Raw genomic sequence first — 14,928 nt, forward strand, 5'->3', positions numbered from 1 at the left:
CGGGGAGGGTTTGGGTTAAAGTGAGCGGTTTTGAGGCCGCAGACATGACCACGCCGTTATCCTCCGCCCAGCTCCAACGAGCTACTGTCATCCGGGGTGCTTTACTGATCGCGGTTGCCGCTGCCCTGTGGGCGACAACGGGCATCGCGGCCAAGTTCCTGTTCAATGATTCGGTCATGACACCCATCACCCTGGGTTTTTTCCGCCTCACCATCGCCTTCCCCTGCTTTTTCCTGCTGATGTTCTGGGAGCAGCGCTCCCTTTCCTTCAGCAAAGCCCGGAGCAACGATCCGGCGCCGGAGGCAAACCGCATCAGGCTCACCCTGAAGACCCTGATCGCCCTGGCTGCCCTGGGGCTGTTCCAGGCAGCGTACCAGGGCACCTACCTGGTGGCGGTGGAACTGATCGGTGCGGGCATTGCTACCCTTATTGCCCTGTGCGTGTCGCCGGTGCTGGTGGCGCTTATGGCGGCGCCCCTGCTGGGCGAGCGTCCGGGGCTGGTGACCTGGCTGGCTCTGCTGGCAGCGGTGGCGGGAACGGTGCTGCTGGTGGCGGGGGATATCGAAACCACCGGCCAGTTACGGCTTGGGGGCCTGCTGGTGGCGCTGATGGCCGCTTTCGTTTATGCCGGGTTTACCCTCACCAGCCGACATGCGGCGGCAGGGGCCCCGGTGTTCACCACCGCGTTCGTGTGTTTCTTCACCGGTGCGCTGGTTCTGCTGCCGATTGTGGCGATGTCCGGCGGCTTTGACGAACTGGGCACCCTGACGTGGGTTGACTGGTCTCTGGTGGTTTATATCGGACTGGTGCCCACCTGCCTTGGCTACCTGTGTTTCTTTGCCGGCATGAAGGCAACCCCGGCCACCACCTCCAGCATTATTGTCACACTGGAGCCACTGTTCGTGGCGGTGCTGGCCTGGGTTATTCTCGGGGAAATGCTGGGCACCGCCGGGGTGATCGGGGCTGTGGTGCTGACCCTGGCCGTGATCGTGGCTTCCCGCAGCGCCCGGGCCTGATCAGGCCCCTTCTTTGCGCAGTTTTTCCAGCATGCTGGGCTGGAGGATTTCGATCCAGTAGCCGTCCGGGTCGCGAATAAAGGCCAGGCCCTTCATCTTGCCGTCGTCCGGACGCTTGACGAACTCCACGTCCAGGCTCTCAAGCCGTTCGCAGGCCTGGTAGACATCCGGTACCGCCACACCGATATGCCCGAAGCCCTGGGGCTCGTCATTACCGTTGTGGTAACGGAAGTCAGGGTCCTTTTCAGTGCCCCAGTTGTGGGTCAGCTCGAGCATGGCCTCGCGGCCGAATATGAAGGTGGTGCGGTGCGCATCGTCTGCCGGTACGGCGGCGGCCTGGTTGTCGTCCAGGTAAGCCAGGAAATACAGAGTGAACTTCATCTCTGGAAAATCCAGCTTGCGGATCAGTCGCATGCCCATGACCCGGGTGTAGAAATCCAGGCTTTTTTCCGGATCCTTTATACGCATCATGGTCTGGTTGAAAACGTAGCCGTCGGTTTCCGGTACGTTTTCATCGTGCAGGCCAGGGGCCTCTTCGAAATGGCGTCGCATAGTGACAGCTTCCTTTTCACATGAATTGCGGTTGCTCACACCATGCTCGCCACTGAGGCTGTTTTCAAGGGGCCGATCGTCCCGGGGGGTTATGACCGGCTTTTCCGGGCGGGCGTCAATCCTGCCTATCCTACCCTGCCTGGCTACGCCAACTGGTGCTCCTCGCCTTTGTAGTAGGCCTCCACCCGCGGGTTCATGATTTTTCTCCACAGCGGCGGGAACAGGGCCACGACCACCATGGCGGCGTAACCTGCGGGCAGTTGCGGCGCGATTTCGTGATGACGGAGCACCTGATAGCGGCGCTTGGCGAAGGCGTGATGATCACTGTGACGCTGAAGATGGAACAGGAACACGTTGGTCAGGAAGTAGTTGGAATTCCAGCTGTGTTCCGGTGTGGTTCGCTCGTAACGGCCGTTCTCCAGCTTGCGGCGATGCAGGCCGTAGTGCTCCAGGTAATTGACGATCTCCAGCAGGGTAAAGGCGATAAAGCTCTGGGCCAGGAAAAAGGCCGCGCCCAGCCAGCCAAAGGCAAGGGTGCAGGCCGCCAGCGCTAGCGCTGAAAGGCTGTACCACCAGATCAACTCATTGCGCCAGCTGAAGGAGCTATGACCCTTGCGCTTGAGTCTGGCCGCCTCCAGGCGCCAGGCGTTCATGAAGTTGCGTCCGTATGCCTGGGGCAGGAAATTGTACAGGGACTGGTTATACCGGGAAGACGATGCATCTTCCGGGGTCGACACATGCACGTGGTGGCCTCGCAGGTGCTCGACCTTGAAACCGCCGTAGCACACCAGGGCCAGCAGGAAGCCGCCGGCCCAGGTCTCGTATTTGTCGTCCTTGTGAATGAGCTCGTGGGCGACGTTGATGCCCAGGCCGCCCACGATACCGATCGACACGGTCCAGCCAATGGCACCGGACAGGCTGAAGACCCCGGAAGCCAGAATGTTCAGGGACCAGACCAGCAGCACCACAAAAGCCGCCACCCAGCCCAGGGTCATGATCTGATAGAAGCGCTCACTCCTCATCTGGGGAACGTCTGTTTCTTCATCGGGGTTCAGTGCGTCCTGTCCCAGTATCAGGTCCAGTACCGGAATCAGGCCGAACACCACCACCGGCACACCCCAGGCAAACAGGTTGACCCAGCCGGTAGCCTGGCCCGCACTCAGCAACAGCGGCGGCAGAGCCAGTGGCAGCATGGCGATGATGAAACTGTATTTCTTCAGCTTTAGCAGGAGCCGGCGGCGGAACGGGTCTCGCGCCAGGGTCATGTGGTCAGTGGTCATCGGGTGTTTCTCCTCTTATTGACGTAGGCATTTGCAGGCTCACGCCCTATTTGCTTTCGGCTGTTGCGGAACACGATAAATAACAACCTTGTTATTGCTATATTGTAGGACAATATAGCAATCGTCAACAAAGGATCTGGCGCATCGAGGATTGCTGGCCTGAAATGACAGACTGGCTTTTTCGGTGTTTGACAGCGGCGATTTCCCAGGCGCGCGCGGAGGGCCGCCGACAGGCGTGGCTGCGAGCCCGGGTGTGGTAGACTCGCAACAGCTCATGAAGTGGACAAAATCCATCTTTGGCCTGCGTTCCAAGGCCATAGCCGGAACTGATCCGGTCGGGAATGACTAAGTCGGAAGAAGCCATGGACTTTCAGGTGCCCAATACCCTTGCTGAGCAGATTGCCAACTATCTGGGCGATCGCATCATGACCGGCGCCATCCGGCCCGGCGAGCGCATACAGGAAGCCACCGTTGCGGCGGAACTCAGGGTCAGCCGGGCCTCGGTGAAGGAAGCCCTGTTCACCCTCGAGCGCTGGCACCTGGTCGACATAACTCCCCGCAGGGGCGCCAGCGCCAGTGTCCTTGATGCCGACCATGCGGCTGAGCTCTACGACGTCTATATGCACCTGCTGATCATGCTGGCCCGCCGCCTGTGCGAGCGTTGGCGAGAGCCTGACAGGGAGCCGCTGGTCAGCCAGGTGCATGCTGCTACCCTCAGCATTCAGGCAAAGACGCCGGATGTGTCGGCCATTGTCCAGGCCAGTTTTGATGTGATGGACCTGTGTTGCGAGGTGGTAGGCAACCCCTACCTCAGCGAGGCCCTGAGCAACTTCAAGCCCGCTGTGAGCCGGGCCTACTTCTTCAGTGCCGCCCGCTACCGGCAGGACCTGGACCGTACCGGTGCCTTTTTCACCCGGCTGACACGGGCAGTTCTGGCCCGAGATGCCGACGACGCCGAAAAACAGGTCACCGGCTTTGCCAACCATCAGAAGCAACTGATTCTGAATGCGCTTTCACCGGACGCATCGCTCACTTTGTAACCGGCAGACTGTGATCCTTCTCACAGAAACCCTTCGCTTCCCGACATACTGTAACCCTATGTAACGCTGCACTGTTGCGCTGTTCTGTGGCACCGATTCGAACTCAATAATAAACGCCGATTCAGGCTCGCGAGTCCCGCGAGACAAGGCTCAAGGGGTCAGGAATGAAACGCCTTTCATGGGGCAGCGCCCTCTCTGTAACCATCGCAACCAGCCTCTCGCTGCCGGCATTTGCAGAGTTCCAGGCCATTGATGACCAAGCCATGGGCCAGATTACAGGTAAGGCCGGCGTCACCATTGAGCTTGAAACCCAGGTTAACGTCGGGCGCTTCACCTGGCAGGATGAAGGCTCACTGCACGTGAACAACCTCAGCCTGTCAGGTCAGGGCGGCGGCGCCCTGGACAACATGAAGGTCACCCTGGACATCGCGGGGGAAAATGAAGTGCTGGAGCACGGGTTTTCCGAAATCGCCCGCCGGGCCAGTAGTGGCCAACTGGCTGCAGGGTCCAATCCCGATATTGCCGATGCGGTGGCGAAATACTCCGTGGGTGGTGAATTCGGTAAAGCCTTCAACAGCGGCGACCTGGTTATCCATATTGGCCCGACGGACAGCGGCGACCCGACCAGCCTTGACGATTATCTCACTGCCGTGGACTTCCAGCTGGCCATCGACAGCGTGGTGACGGAAGGCGCTGACGGCTCTGCGTCACTATTTTCCGATATTCTGCTGAACGGCTATGTCGGCCCCACCGATATTATTGTCCGTAATCACGGTGACGAAACCCGGCTGCTGGCCAACGGGAACCAGGTTTCTAACAGTGAGCTTCAGATCGATACCCACTTTGAGATTACCGACGGGAGCCTGAACTGGGACGCAGCGGACGTTATCCTGCTTTTCAACTTCGCCGCCGTAAGCATAGAAGGGCTGCAGATACACAACCGTCGCGGGGCGGATACCCTCGGCCATTTCGGTATGGCCAGTGCCACCGCGAAGCTCTCGTCCGGTACCAGCGCCACCAGCGGCAAGGACGGGCTCTCAATCCATGACGTGGAGTTCCGGGCAGACATCGACATGCCGGTCTTCCGTATGGGAGAAAAGAGCATCGGCGAAGTGTCTTTCACCGACTTCGCCATTACCAATACCTCCATGATGGTCTACGGCCACTGATTCTGCCCGGCACAGCCTGTTCGGCAGGCTTGTGCTGACCGTCCTGTAACTGGACAGCCCCCCTACCCCACACAGTAAACTGCGCCGTCTAAAGAGGCGGCTTTTCCATGACAGATCACACCCCTGTTGGGGCTCAACCTTCCATACCCTGGCGCCGGCTCGTCTTTTTCGGCGTCCTTTTTCTTGCCCTGACCGGGGTGGGCCTGTACCTGGTGTATGACCAGTTCGCCGGGCGCAGCGTTACCTTTGACTGGCGCCTGCTGAACATCAGTACCCTGCTGAGCGTGGCTGCCCTGCTGGTGGTCTATTTTGCCGCTGACGGGCTGAGACTCCACTACACTCTGAAGGCCCTGGGCCACAGCCTGCGTTTTCGGGTGATCTACCGCCTGGTGTTCATCAATATATTCATTTCCAACGTCACGCCCATGGCCACCGGAGGTGGATTCGCCCAGGTCTGGTACCTGCAGCGCCATGGCGTACCCATTGGCCGGGCTACGGCTGCCACCACCATACGCACGGTGCTGGCGGTGGTGTTCATTTTTTCCCTGACCCCGGTGTTCCTGCTGACCCTGCCGGCGCTGCAGAACCAGCCCATTCTGGACCAGATTAGTGTTGCCCTGTCGTTGTTCATCGTTATTTACCTGGGCTTCTTTGCCGTAGTCCTGTTGCGTACCCGCTGGCTCATTCCACCACTTTCCGGCGCCATTGCCCTGTTGCGGCGCCTGCACCTCATCAGCTCGAAGCGGCACCGAACCTGGCAATTCAAGGCGCGGCGGGAGATGCTCAGGTTTTCGTTCAGTTTCGGGCATTACCTAAGGGGCCCGCGCCTAAGTGTGCTTCTGTCGGTGGTGTTCACCGCGGTGTTCCTGATCAGCTTGTTCAGTTTCCCGGCCCTGCTGATCTACCATCTGGGCTACAATGTCGAATACCTGACTTCCCTGGGGCTACTGGTGGTGACCACCTTTGTGATGTACTTTTCACCGACGCCGGGGGCTTCGGGCATATCGGAGGGTATTTTTGGCAGCTTCTTCCGGGATATCCTCACCGGTAACCATCTGCTGCTTGTGATCGTCGGCTGGCGATTGCTGACAATCTACCTGGGCATGCTGGTGGGTCTGGTGATCTTCCAAAAGGAATTGGTTCGCATCCAAAAGGACGGTTAATGAGCCTCCGCAATCCCCTGAAAGCCCTGTTCTACCTGAACCTTCTGATTGTTGTTCTGCTGATCGGCTATAAAGCCTACCTGAACTTCTTCGAGACTGATTTCGAAGCAGTGCATACCGAACAGGTGGAGCAGCTTCACCGGATGCTGGATGACCGGGACACCTTCTCGTTCGCGGTGGTGGGTAACATCAACAATTCCGTAGGCATATTCGAGCGCAAGATGATCCCCCATCTGAATGCCTCCGGGGTCGATTTCATGGTGTCTGCCGGCAATGCGGTCAGTGGCGGCGGCGAGGATAAGTACCGGGCCCTGCACGGAACGCTCGGGCACCTGGAGATGCCCTACCTGCTCACTTTCGGCCAGCACGAGTACGAGGACTTTGGCAGTTTCCGTTTCTACGAGCACTTCGGGCCACACTTCTACAGCGTCACCCTCGGCAACAGCCGCCTGGTCTTTCTGGACAGCACCGGCAAGACCCCCTGGCAATGGCAGATACGCTGGCTGCAGGATGTGCTGGAGCAGGACGATGCCAGCCACACGTTTCTGTTTGTAGGCCACCCGGTGATGCGCAGTGGCCAAGAGCTGCTCTTTACCGAAGAGTCGGATTTCCTCCAGCCGCCAGACTTCCGGGAGCAGCTGCTCAGCCTGATTGATGAACATGCGGTAAACATGGTGTTCTCCGCCAACCTGACCCTGTTCGACCGGGAAACCAGGAACGACACCACTTTTATTACCACCGGCGGCGCCGGCGGCCTTGTTCTCAACAATGAAACCAGCTTCTACCACTACGTTAGGGTGATGGTGGATGAAGAAGGCGCCAATGCCGAACTGGTACGCATGGAAACCAACCAGAACCCGGTGCTGAAGCGTCTCGAAACTTTCTGGTTCTTCGTTTATTCATTGTTCTATGTGGGCTACATCAACTTCATCCTGCTGGTGAGCGTGCTGGCGCTTATCGGGATCAAGCTCTACACACTGGTGTTCGTGGGCCATGATTACTATCCCAACTACGACCTGGACCCGAGTCCCTGGCTGGAAAAGCCTCTGCGGGTGGCCATGTTCACCAACAACTACCTGCCATTCATCGGCGGTGTGCCCATTTCCATTGACCGGCTGAAACGGGGCCTTGAAGCCATGGGTGACCAGGTTCAGGTGGTGGCGCCCACCTACCGGGACCAGCCTGAGAACGAGCAAACCACGGTCAGGGTGCCGTCTCTTCTGTCCATGGGCGTAAAGCGTGAGTTCCGGCTTGCCAACATCTTCCTGGCCCGCATCAGGAAGCAGGTACGTGCCTTCAAGCCCGACATCATCCATCTGCACCACCCGATCTGGCTGGGCTCACTGGGTCTGTTCATGGGACGTCGCCTGAAGGTGCCCGTGGTCTACACCTACCATACCCGGCTGGAGCACTACGCCCATTTCGTGCCCATTCCCGGCACCCTGTTCCGCAACCTGATCTCCCATGCCCTGATCAAGCATTTCGCCAACAAGTGCGACGGGGTGATTGTGCCAACCTACTCGACTGAAGAGTACCTGCGCATGATCGGCGTGAAATCGGCCACCTATATTCAGCCCACGGGCATAGACTACCAGCGCTTCAACTCGGTCAGTGATGACGCGGTGGCTACCCTGAAGGCTTCCCTGGGGATTGGCGAAGAGCGGGTGTTCGTGAGCGTGTCGCGGATTTCCAGCGAAAAGAACATCGATTTCATGATCGACGCTATTGCCAGCCTCAAGGCCAGAGCCACCAGACCCTTCCGCTTCCTGATCATTGGCGACGGCCACGAGCGGGACCGGATCCAGCAACGCATCGACTCACTGGGACTGCAGGAAACCATCTCCCTGCTCGGGGCCGTGCCGCCGGACGACATGCCAATCTACTACCGGCTTGGGGACGCCTTCCTGTTTGCCTCGAAATCCGAAACCCAGGGCATGGTGATACTGGAGGCCATGGCAGCTGGCTTGCCGGTGGTGGCTGTGCGTTCGTCGGGCATCGATGATGTGGTCCGACAGGGTTATAACGGCTTCAAAACGCCGGAGAAACTGGCTCTGTGGCGGGACAAGGTAGCCTTGTTGCTGGAAGATGATGAACTTCGCAGGGAACTGGGGGACAACGCCCTGGCCTTCGCCCGGGACTATTCCATAGAAAACTTTGCCAGGGACGTGCGGTTTTTCTACGCCACCCTGCTGGCCGCCCAGGAGAAATAGCGTCAGATGGGTGCCCGGCAGGCCGTGGTCAGGGCCAGACCCTGACCACGGCCGGGACGCGGGCTTCAGAAACCGTAGAGCAGCGCGAGTGACGTTTCAGTATCAGTGCTGGCGGTGCCACTGGGGGGGCTGGAGAAATGGGTTACCACGTAGGCCACTTTCATGGACAGGTTGTTGATCAACTGGGCCTGAACCGAGGTCTCGGATTCGGTGATGGTTTCATTTTCACTCAGCCCGACCTCCGTGCTCAGCTTCTGGCGAAACAGAGCGTTGGATGACAGCTCGTAATTGAATTGCCCGGCCAGCCGGCCGATGGCCTCCTCCTCGGTGCGCCCGACATCATCATCTGCTGTTTGAAGCTTGTTATAGCGGTAACCGGCACCGATGGAGAGGTCCAGGAAGCTGTCTTCGCCCGCCTGCCATACGCGGTTACCATAACCGGCGGTGGATGAGGAGCGGAAGTCATAGCCCGAGAAACGATCGTCGTCGTAGGAGCCGCGCAGGAACAGGTACTGCTGCTCGTCGAACTTGTAGTTGGTTTCCAGGGCGGCCGCGTATTTCTCGGAAGTGGTGGTCTCATCGGTTTCCGAGTAGAGCGACCGGAACTCCCCGGTGTTACGCCAGCTGGTGATTTCGTGTTTGAGCGCCAGGCCACTGTTGATGTTGGTTTCGTCGGTATTACCGGAGGTGATCAACAACCCCAGTTCGACCTCGCCCTCCCAGTTCCGGCTGTCAATGTCAGCCAGGGCCAGTGGGGACACCGCCAGCGCGAGGATGGCAACCGTGAAAGCTCTTGTCATAGCACATCTCCATGAATTTGTTACGAATCGGCTCAAGATACGTGCTTTTTAGCTCCTGGGACCACTCGGTTTTCGCGATGGTAATGAACCCGGCCCGGATGACCTGCACCATGGACCTAGGTCTTTACGCCCTCGCGTCCTGTGTCCCGACCAACCCTGTGTCCCGACCAACACGGGAGCCTGGTGGCTCCTCGAAAGCTGAAGCTTCCGCTACATTAAAATGTCCTGCACCGCTACCTCAGGCGTTTCGTGTTTCGTCTTTCGTAGCGGAAGCTTCAGCTTTCGTGCACACCGAAGGGGTGCCGCCTTCCAGGCTGCGCCTGATCTGCTCTTCCCGCCCGGCGCGCTTGGCCGCCTTTCTTTCTGCGATCACCCGGGCAGCATCGCCGCCCACATGGACTTCGCCACGCTGACGGGCCAGCTCCATCTGTCGCTCCCGCTCGGCAAAACGCATTTTCTGGTGATCGGACAGGGACTCGATGCAGCGGTGGCAACTGACCCCCTGCTGGTACTCCGGTCGCGTCTTGTCCTGCTCGGTGATGGGGCGGCGACAGGCGTGGCACTGGTCATAGTCGCCCTGTTCGAGCCGATGATTGACCGTGACCCGGTCGTCGAAAACGAAACACTCGCCCTGCCACAGGCTCTGCTCCTGTGGCACTTCCTCCAGGTATTTGAGGATGCCGCCTTCCAGATGATAGACCTCGTCAAACCCCTGCTGTTTCAGATAGGCGGTGGATTTCTCGCAGCGGATGCCGCCGGTGCAGAACATGGCTACCTTCTTGTGCTTCTGAGGGTCCAGATGCTCGCGAACGTAATCGGGAAACTCACGGAAGGTCTCAGTGGCGGGGTTAATCGCGTTCCGGAAGGTGCCGATCTCCACTTCGTATTGATTGCGGGTATCGATCAGCAGCACTTCCGGGTCACAGATCAGCGCATTCCAGTCAGCAGGCTTGATGTAGGTGCCCACAATCCTGCGCGGGTCGATGCCTTCCACGCCCAGGGTGACAATCTCTTTCTTGAGTTTCACCTTGGTGCGTTTGAAGGGCTGACTGTCCACCTGGGACTCTTTGTAGTCGATGCCTTCGAAACGTTCGTCCTGGCCCAGCCAGTCCTTGATGAGATCAATGCCGTCGCGGCTGCCGGCAATAGTGCCGTTGATCCCTTCGCGGGCCAGCAGCAGGGTGCCGTGCACGCCGTGTTTCTGCATCAGGGCCAGCAGGGGCTGGCGGAGGGCTTTGTAGTCGTTCAGGACGGCAAATTTATAAAGCGCGCACACAACAACGCTGTTGCTCATGGTGTCTTCTCCTGCGGGCCGGACCGTAAATCCGGAGCATGGTTTCTGGAAGCCGGGAGTATAAGCGGGTGTAAGCCCGGCGCGGTGGAATTCTAACCAAACCGCGCGCCGGATAGAAGGGTTGAGCCGGGCGTTACCGTTCAGCTGTCCTGCAACCGGATGCCATCTTTTTCAATAAGGATCAGATGCTTCTTGTAGAGGGCGCCGATGGCCTGCTTGAATACGCTCTTGCTGACGTTGAACGTCTCATAGATGGCCTCCGGCGGACTCTTGTCAGTGAGGGGCAGGAAGCCGTTATTCTTCTTGAGGGCATCCAGCACTGATTCGGCAAATTCGCTGACCTTGCCATAACCGGGCTCGTAAAGGCTCAGCTCAATCTTGCCGTCCGGCCGGATGCGCTTGACGTAGCCGGACATGCGTTGGCCCTTGCGAACTGACTTGAACAACTGGTCCTGATACAGAAGGCCCCAGAACTCGTGGTTCACAATGGCCTTTACGCCCAGATCGGTCTGGTCGCCAATCAGCAGGCTGACCTCCTGACGCTCGGTCAGACCCTCGGCGCGGTCCTTGATAAAACGGTTGAGCTTGGTGGTGGCCGCCAGTCTGCCGGTGTTGTCCTCATACACATAGACCAGGTAAGAGCGGCCCTCCTGCATCGGTACCCGCTGTTCGGAAAAGGGCACGAACAGGTCCTTTGACAGCCCCCAGTCCAGGAAGGCGCCGACCTCTGTCACCGAAACCACCTTCAGCCAGGCGGCTTCGCCGACCTGGGCCTTGGCCTTTTCGGTGGTGGCAATCGGGCGGTCTTCCGAATCCAGCGACACGAAAACCATTAGCAGGTCACCGGGCTTGCAGCCGGAGGGCACATACCGTGCCGGCAGCAGCAACTCACCCATGGTTCCGGCATCGAGACGGGCTCCGATGTCCTCAATGCGGGTAACTTTCAGGCGCTCGTATCGACCGACGTTCACCATAATGACTCCGTAGAAATGGTTGTGCGTAACTCAGGTCAGCCCTGACTGTTCGAATCTGCCTGCCGTGCCCGGGGCGGGGGCGGCCGGCGGTCTCTGCCCGACTCTGCGGGTGCGCCCGACTGCGGCTTCTTGCCCGAGGCCTTTCCAGGCGCCTTGCCGGGTCCTTTGCCTGGACTCTTACCCGCTTTGGTAGCGGGCTTCTTGCTGCCTTTTAACTTACTCTTCCCGTCTTTCGAGCGCTTGGGCTTTTTGGGCTTGGTGACCTTTTTCACCTTGGCCGTCGGGTCCGGCGACACCGGCACGTTATGCTCCGGCTCAAAGCCGTTGATGGTGTCCCGGGTGATGCGTTTTTTCAGCAATCGCTCTATGGCCCTGAGCTCGACTACCTCGTCATGGCTCACCAGGGAAACTGCCCTGCCCTTGCTGCCGGCACGGCCGGTTCGCCCGATCCGGTGGACATAGTCCTCCGCCGCACGGGGCAGGTCCACGTTGACGACCAGCGGCAGGCTTTCGATATCCAGCCCCCGGGCGGCCACGTCGGTGGCGACCAGTATGCCGATCTTGCCTTCCTTGAAATCGTCCAGGGCCTTGGTCCGCATGGCCTGGGTACGGTCGCCGTGGATCGCGGTGCAGCGGATGCCATCGGCCCACAACTGACGTACCAGCTGGTCGCAGCCCTTTTTGGTCTTGACGAACACCAGCGCCTGGGACCAACCCTTGGTGCGGATCAGATGACTTAAAAGCTCACCCTTGCGCTTCTTATCCACCGGGAACAGGCCGTGCTGGACGGTCGCCGCTGCAATCACTTTGGGACTCACGTCCACTTCCAGCGGCTGATGCATGAACCCGCGCCCGAGAATGCGGATGTCATCGGACAGGGTGGCTGAGAACAGCAGGTTCTGGCGCTTGGCGGGTAGCAGGTCCAGTATCTTGCGGATGTCGGCAAGGAAGCCCAGGTCCAGCATGCGGTCCGCTTCGTCCAGCACCAGGGCCTCTATCTGGTCGAATTTGACCGCGTTCTGGCGGTGCAGGTCCAGCAGCCGGCCCGGGGTGGCAACCAGAATGTCAGCACCCTTTCTGAGCTTCATCATCTGGGGATTGATGCGCACGCCGCCGTAGACCACTTCCGTGCGCAGGTTCAGCTCGCGCCCGTAGAGCACGGCACTGGCGCCGACCTGGGCCGCCAGCTCCCGTGTCGGCGTCAGAATCAGCACCCGCACCGAGTTGCTGCGTACAGGTTCGCCCGCATTCAGGCGCTGAAGCAGCGGCAGCACGAAGGCGCCGGTCTTGCCGGTGCCGGTCTGGGCCGCGGCGAGCATGTCACGACCGGCCAGAATGCCGGGGATGGCCTGCTGCTGTATCGGCGAAGGCTCTTTATAGCCCTGGAGTTCAACGGCCTGGAGCAACGGCTCGATTAGTTCAAGTGAAGCGAATGACATGGATAACCCTGGCAAAGACCGGGGCGAGGACCCCGAAAGACGACTGAAAGCGAAGCAAATGAATGTGCCACTGGAACACAACCCGGCACTGGCTGGATTATACGGGTTTTCAGCCGTGCCGGGGGGCCTCATCGATTATTTATTCACCGGCCCCACGGCCGGCTCACCCGGACTATTGATCAGCCTTCGCCAGTTCCCGCTCCACCACCGCTGAGAGCTGGCCCCAGCCGGGCGAAGTCAGTGGAATGTTATCCACAAGGACCGTAGGGGTACTGGTCACCCGAAGCTGCATGGCAACCCGGCGGCTCTGTTCCACCGCGTCCCGGTGGAGCTCGGTGTTCAGGCACCGGCGGAACCGGCGCTCGTCCAGGCCCAGATCCCCGGCGTAACGGGCAAACACATCAACCGGTGAGCCGGATTTGCTCCACTCCGATTGGGCATCAAACAGTTGCTTGTGCATGGCCCAGTATTCGCCTTGATCGCTAGCGCATCGTGCTGCCTGGGCTGCAGGCATGGCGTTCTGATGCTGCTGCAGGGGCAGGTCGAAAAACACCAGGCGAACTTCGCCGGTGTCGATAAACTGCTCCTTGAGCTTTTCTGCCGCCGGCGCAAATCGGGCGCAGGCCGGGCACTGGTAGTCGGCAAATTCCCGCACCACCACAGGTGCGTCAGGCTCGCCGATGCTCACCCCGTAACGATCCAGGTCAGCCGGGAACGGATCCGCTGTGGCGGGGACCGACGGGAGGTCATCGGAGCCGGGCTGGGGCGCACGGGTCAGGTAAAAAACCACAATCACGATCACCACCAGCGCGACGACCACGCCGGCGATCAGTGGCGCCTTGCCCCGGCCCTTCTTGCCCGGCCCTGGTGCCGGGGCACCGGTATTGTGACGACGCTTAGCTTCACCCATGATTTCTCCAGCAGTATTTGATGTTAGATTATGGTTCTTAAGTCATTCCGATCAATAGTAACAGGAGCCTCCATGCCGGTCCCAACCTCATTAAGCGATTCCCTTGCTCTGCCACTGATTGCAGCCCCGATGTTCCTGATCTCCGGTCCTGAACTGGCTCTTGCGTGCTGCAAGGCCGGCATTGTGGGGAGTTTTCCGGCCCTCAATCAGCGTACCAGCGAGGGCTTTGAGGACTGGCTCAAGCAGATGAACTCGGACCTGGCCTCCCACGCCGACAGCCGGCCCGAGCAGCCGGCGGCGCCCTATGCGGTCAATCTGATCGTCCATAAAACCAACCCGCGCTGGGAAGCCGACCTGGAGCTGTGCGTGAAATACAGGGTGCCAATTGTGATTACCTCACTCGGCGCCGCCACCAAGGTGGTGGAGGCGGTTCACAGCTATGGCGGCCTGGTGTTCCATGATGTCACCAATCAAAAACATGCCCGCAAGGCAACGGAAGCCGGCGTAGACGGTATTATTGCGGTGGCCGCAGGCGCCGGTGGCCATGCGGGAACCGTCAACCCACTGGTACTGGTGCATGAAATACGGGAGGTGTTCGACGGTACCCTGATACTGGCCGGTGCCCTTTCCCATGGCCAGGACCTTCTTGCAGCCCAGGCCATGGGCGCAGACCTTGGCTACATGGGCACCCGCTTCATCAACACAAGCGAATCACAGGCTGAAGCGGCCTATCAGGAGATGATCATCGAGGCGGTGTCCGGGGACATCATCCATACGCCGGCGGTGTCGGGAATTCCTGCAAGCTTCATGCGCCAGAGCCTGGAAGCCGGCGGCTTCCCCATGGACGAGCTGCACAAGCCCGGAACGGTAAACTATGGCGAAAAGCTCAAGCCGGTCAATGATGAGGCCAAGGCCTGGAAGACCGTATGGTCGGCAGGCCAGGGGGTCAGTGCCATCCGGGATGTGGTGCCAACGGCGGAGTTGGTGAGCCGCCTCAGGCGGGAATATGAGGCCGCCAAAGCGAGGCTCTGCAAGGGCTAGCCCCCAATGCTAACGACGCTTGGTGGGATCCGAAAGCGGC

The 14,928-nt window shown here is 59.6% G+C and carries 13 protein-coding genes; 6 read left to right on the plus strand and 7 right to left on the minus strand.

Going from position 1 to position 14,928, the window contains the following annotated elements; translation table 11 throughout:
• Positions 1–44: 44 nt before the first annotated feature.
• A complete protein-coding gene (locus G7W63_RS04435; protein WP_166253734.1) occupies positions 45–1,016 on the plus strand; it encodes a DMT family transporter in 972 nt (323 codons plus the stop codon).
• On the opposite strand, the gene gloA is transcribed toward G7W63_RS04435, so the two are convergent.
• Together gloA and G7W63_RS04445 are read right to left on the minus strand one after the other, a co-directional pair.
• Positions 1,017–1,568, minus strand: coding sequence for a lactoylglutathione lyase (gene gloA, locus G7W63_RS04440; protein ID WP_166253736.1), 552 nt, complete (start codon positions 1,566–1,568; stop codon positions 1,017–1,019).
• Between the two features lie 143 nt (positions 1,569–1,711).
• Complete coding sequence (locus tag G7W63_RS04445) at positions 1,712–2,848, minus strand: alkane 1-monooxygenase (protein WP_166253739.1); 1,137 nt, start codon at positions 2,846–2,848, stop codon at positions 1,712–1,714.
• Positions 2,849–3,210: 362 nt separating this feature from the next.
• Here G7W63_RS04445 and G7W63_RS04450 point away from each other — a divergent pair, with 362 nt between their 5' ends.
• The 4 genes from G7W63_RS04450 to G7W63_RS04465 all read left to right on the plus strand — a co-directional run bounded on the left by G7W63_RS04450 (position 3,211) and on the right by G7W63_RS04465 (position 8,430).
• Positions 3,211–3,888, plus strand: a complete 678-nt coding sequence (locus G7W63_RS04450) for a GntR family transcriptional regulator (protein WP_166253895.1) — start codon at positions 3,211–3,213, stop codon at positions 3,886–3,888.
• A gap of 164 nt (positions 3,889–4,052) precedes the next feature.
• Positions 4,053–5,057 carry a DUF6160 family protein gene (locus tag G7W63_RS04455; protein WP_166253742.1) on the plus strand — a complete coding sequence of 335 codons (1,005 nt, stop codon included), beginning with the start codon at positions 4,053–4,055 and terminating at the stop codon, positions 5,055–5,057.
• Positions 5,058–5,164: 107 nt separating this feature from the next.
• Entirely contained in the window at positions 5,165–6,220 is a 1,056-nt protein-coding gene (locus G7W63_RS04460; protein WP_166253745.1) for a lysylphosphatidylglycerol synthase transmembrane domain-containing protein, read from the plus strand.
• Entirely contained in the window at positions 6,220–8,430 is a 2,211-nt protein-coding gene (locus G7W63_RS04465) for a glycosyltransferase (RefSeq protein ID WP_166253748.1), read from the plus strand. Before G7W63_RS04460 ends, G7W63_RS04465 begins: the two co-directional genes overlap by 1 nt.
• A 65-nt stretch (positions 8,431–8,495) precedes the next feature.
• On the opposite strand, the gene G7W63_RS04470 is transcribed toward G7W63_RS04465, so the two are convergent.
• The 5 genes from G7W63_RS04470 to G7W63_RS04490 all read right to left on the minus strand — a co-directional run bounded on the left by G7W63_RS04470 (position 8,496) and on the right by G7W63_RS04490 (position 13,847).
• Positions 8,496–9,230 (minus strand): DUF481 domain-containing protein, encoded by a 735-nt coding sequence (locus tag G7W63_RS04470; protein WP_166253751.1) that lies wholly within the window; start codon positions 9,228–9,230, stop codon positions 8,496–8,498.
• 238 nt (positions 9,231–9,468) lie between these two features.
• Positions 9,469–10,524: an oxygen-dependent tRNA uridine(34) hydroxylase TrhO gene (gene trhO, locus G7W63_RS04475; protein ID WP_166253754.1), complete on the minus strand. Its 1,056-nt coding sequence runs from the start codon at positions 10,522–10,524 to the stop codon at positions 9,469–9,471.
• Between the two features lie 140 nt (positions 10,525–10,664).
• Positions 10,665–11,498, minus strand: a complete 834-nt coding sequence (locus G7W63_RS04480) for a CvfB family protein (RefSeq protein ID WP_166253757.1) — start codon at positions 11,496–11,498, stop codon at positions 10,665–10,667.
• A 35-nt stretch (positions 11,499–11,533) separates the two neighbouring features.
• Positions 11,534–12,937 carry a DEAD/DEAH box helicase gene (locus tag G7W63_RS04485; RefSeq protein ID WP_166253760.1) on the minus strand — a complete coding sequence of 468 codons (1,404 nt, stop codon included), beginning with the start codon at positions 12,935–12,937 and terminating at the stop codon, positions 11,534–11,536.
• Positions 12,938–13,109: 172 nt separating this feature from the next.
• On the minus strand, positions 13,110–13,847 hold the full coding sequence (locus G7W63_RS04490) for a DsbA family protein (RefSeq protein WP_166253763.1): 738 nt from the start codon (positions 13,845–13,847) through the stop codon (positions 13,110–13,112).
• A 72-nt stretch (positions 13,848–13,919) separates the two neighbouring features.
• On the opposite strand from G7W63_RS04490, the gene G7W63_RS04495 reads away from it, so the two are divergent.
• A complete protein-coding gene (locus G7W63_RS04495; RefSeq protein WP_166253765.1) occupies positions 13,920–14,888 on the plus strand; it encodes an NAD(P)H-dependent flavin oxidoreductase in 969 nt (322 codons plus the stop codon).
• The last annotated feature ends 40 nt before the right edge of the window (positions 14,889–14,928 follow it).

The sequence above is a fragment of the Marinobacter salicampi genome (genome assembly GCF_011074795.1).
Classification (GTDB): domain Bacteria; phylum Pseudomonadota; class Gammaproteobacteria; order Pseudomonadales; family Oleiphilaceae; genus Marinobacter; species Marinobacter salicampi.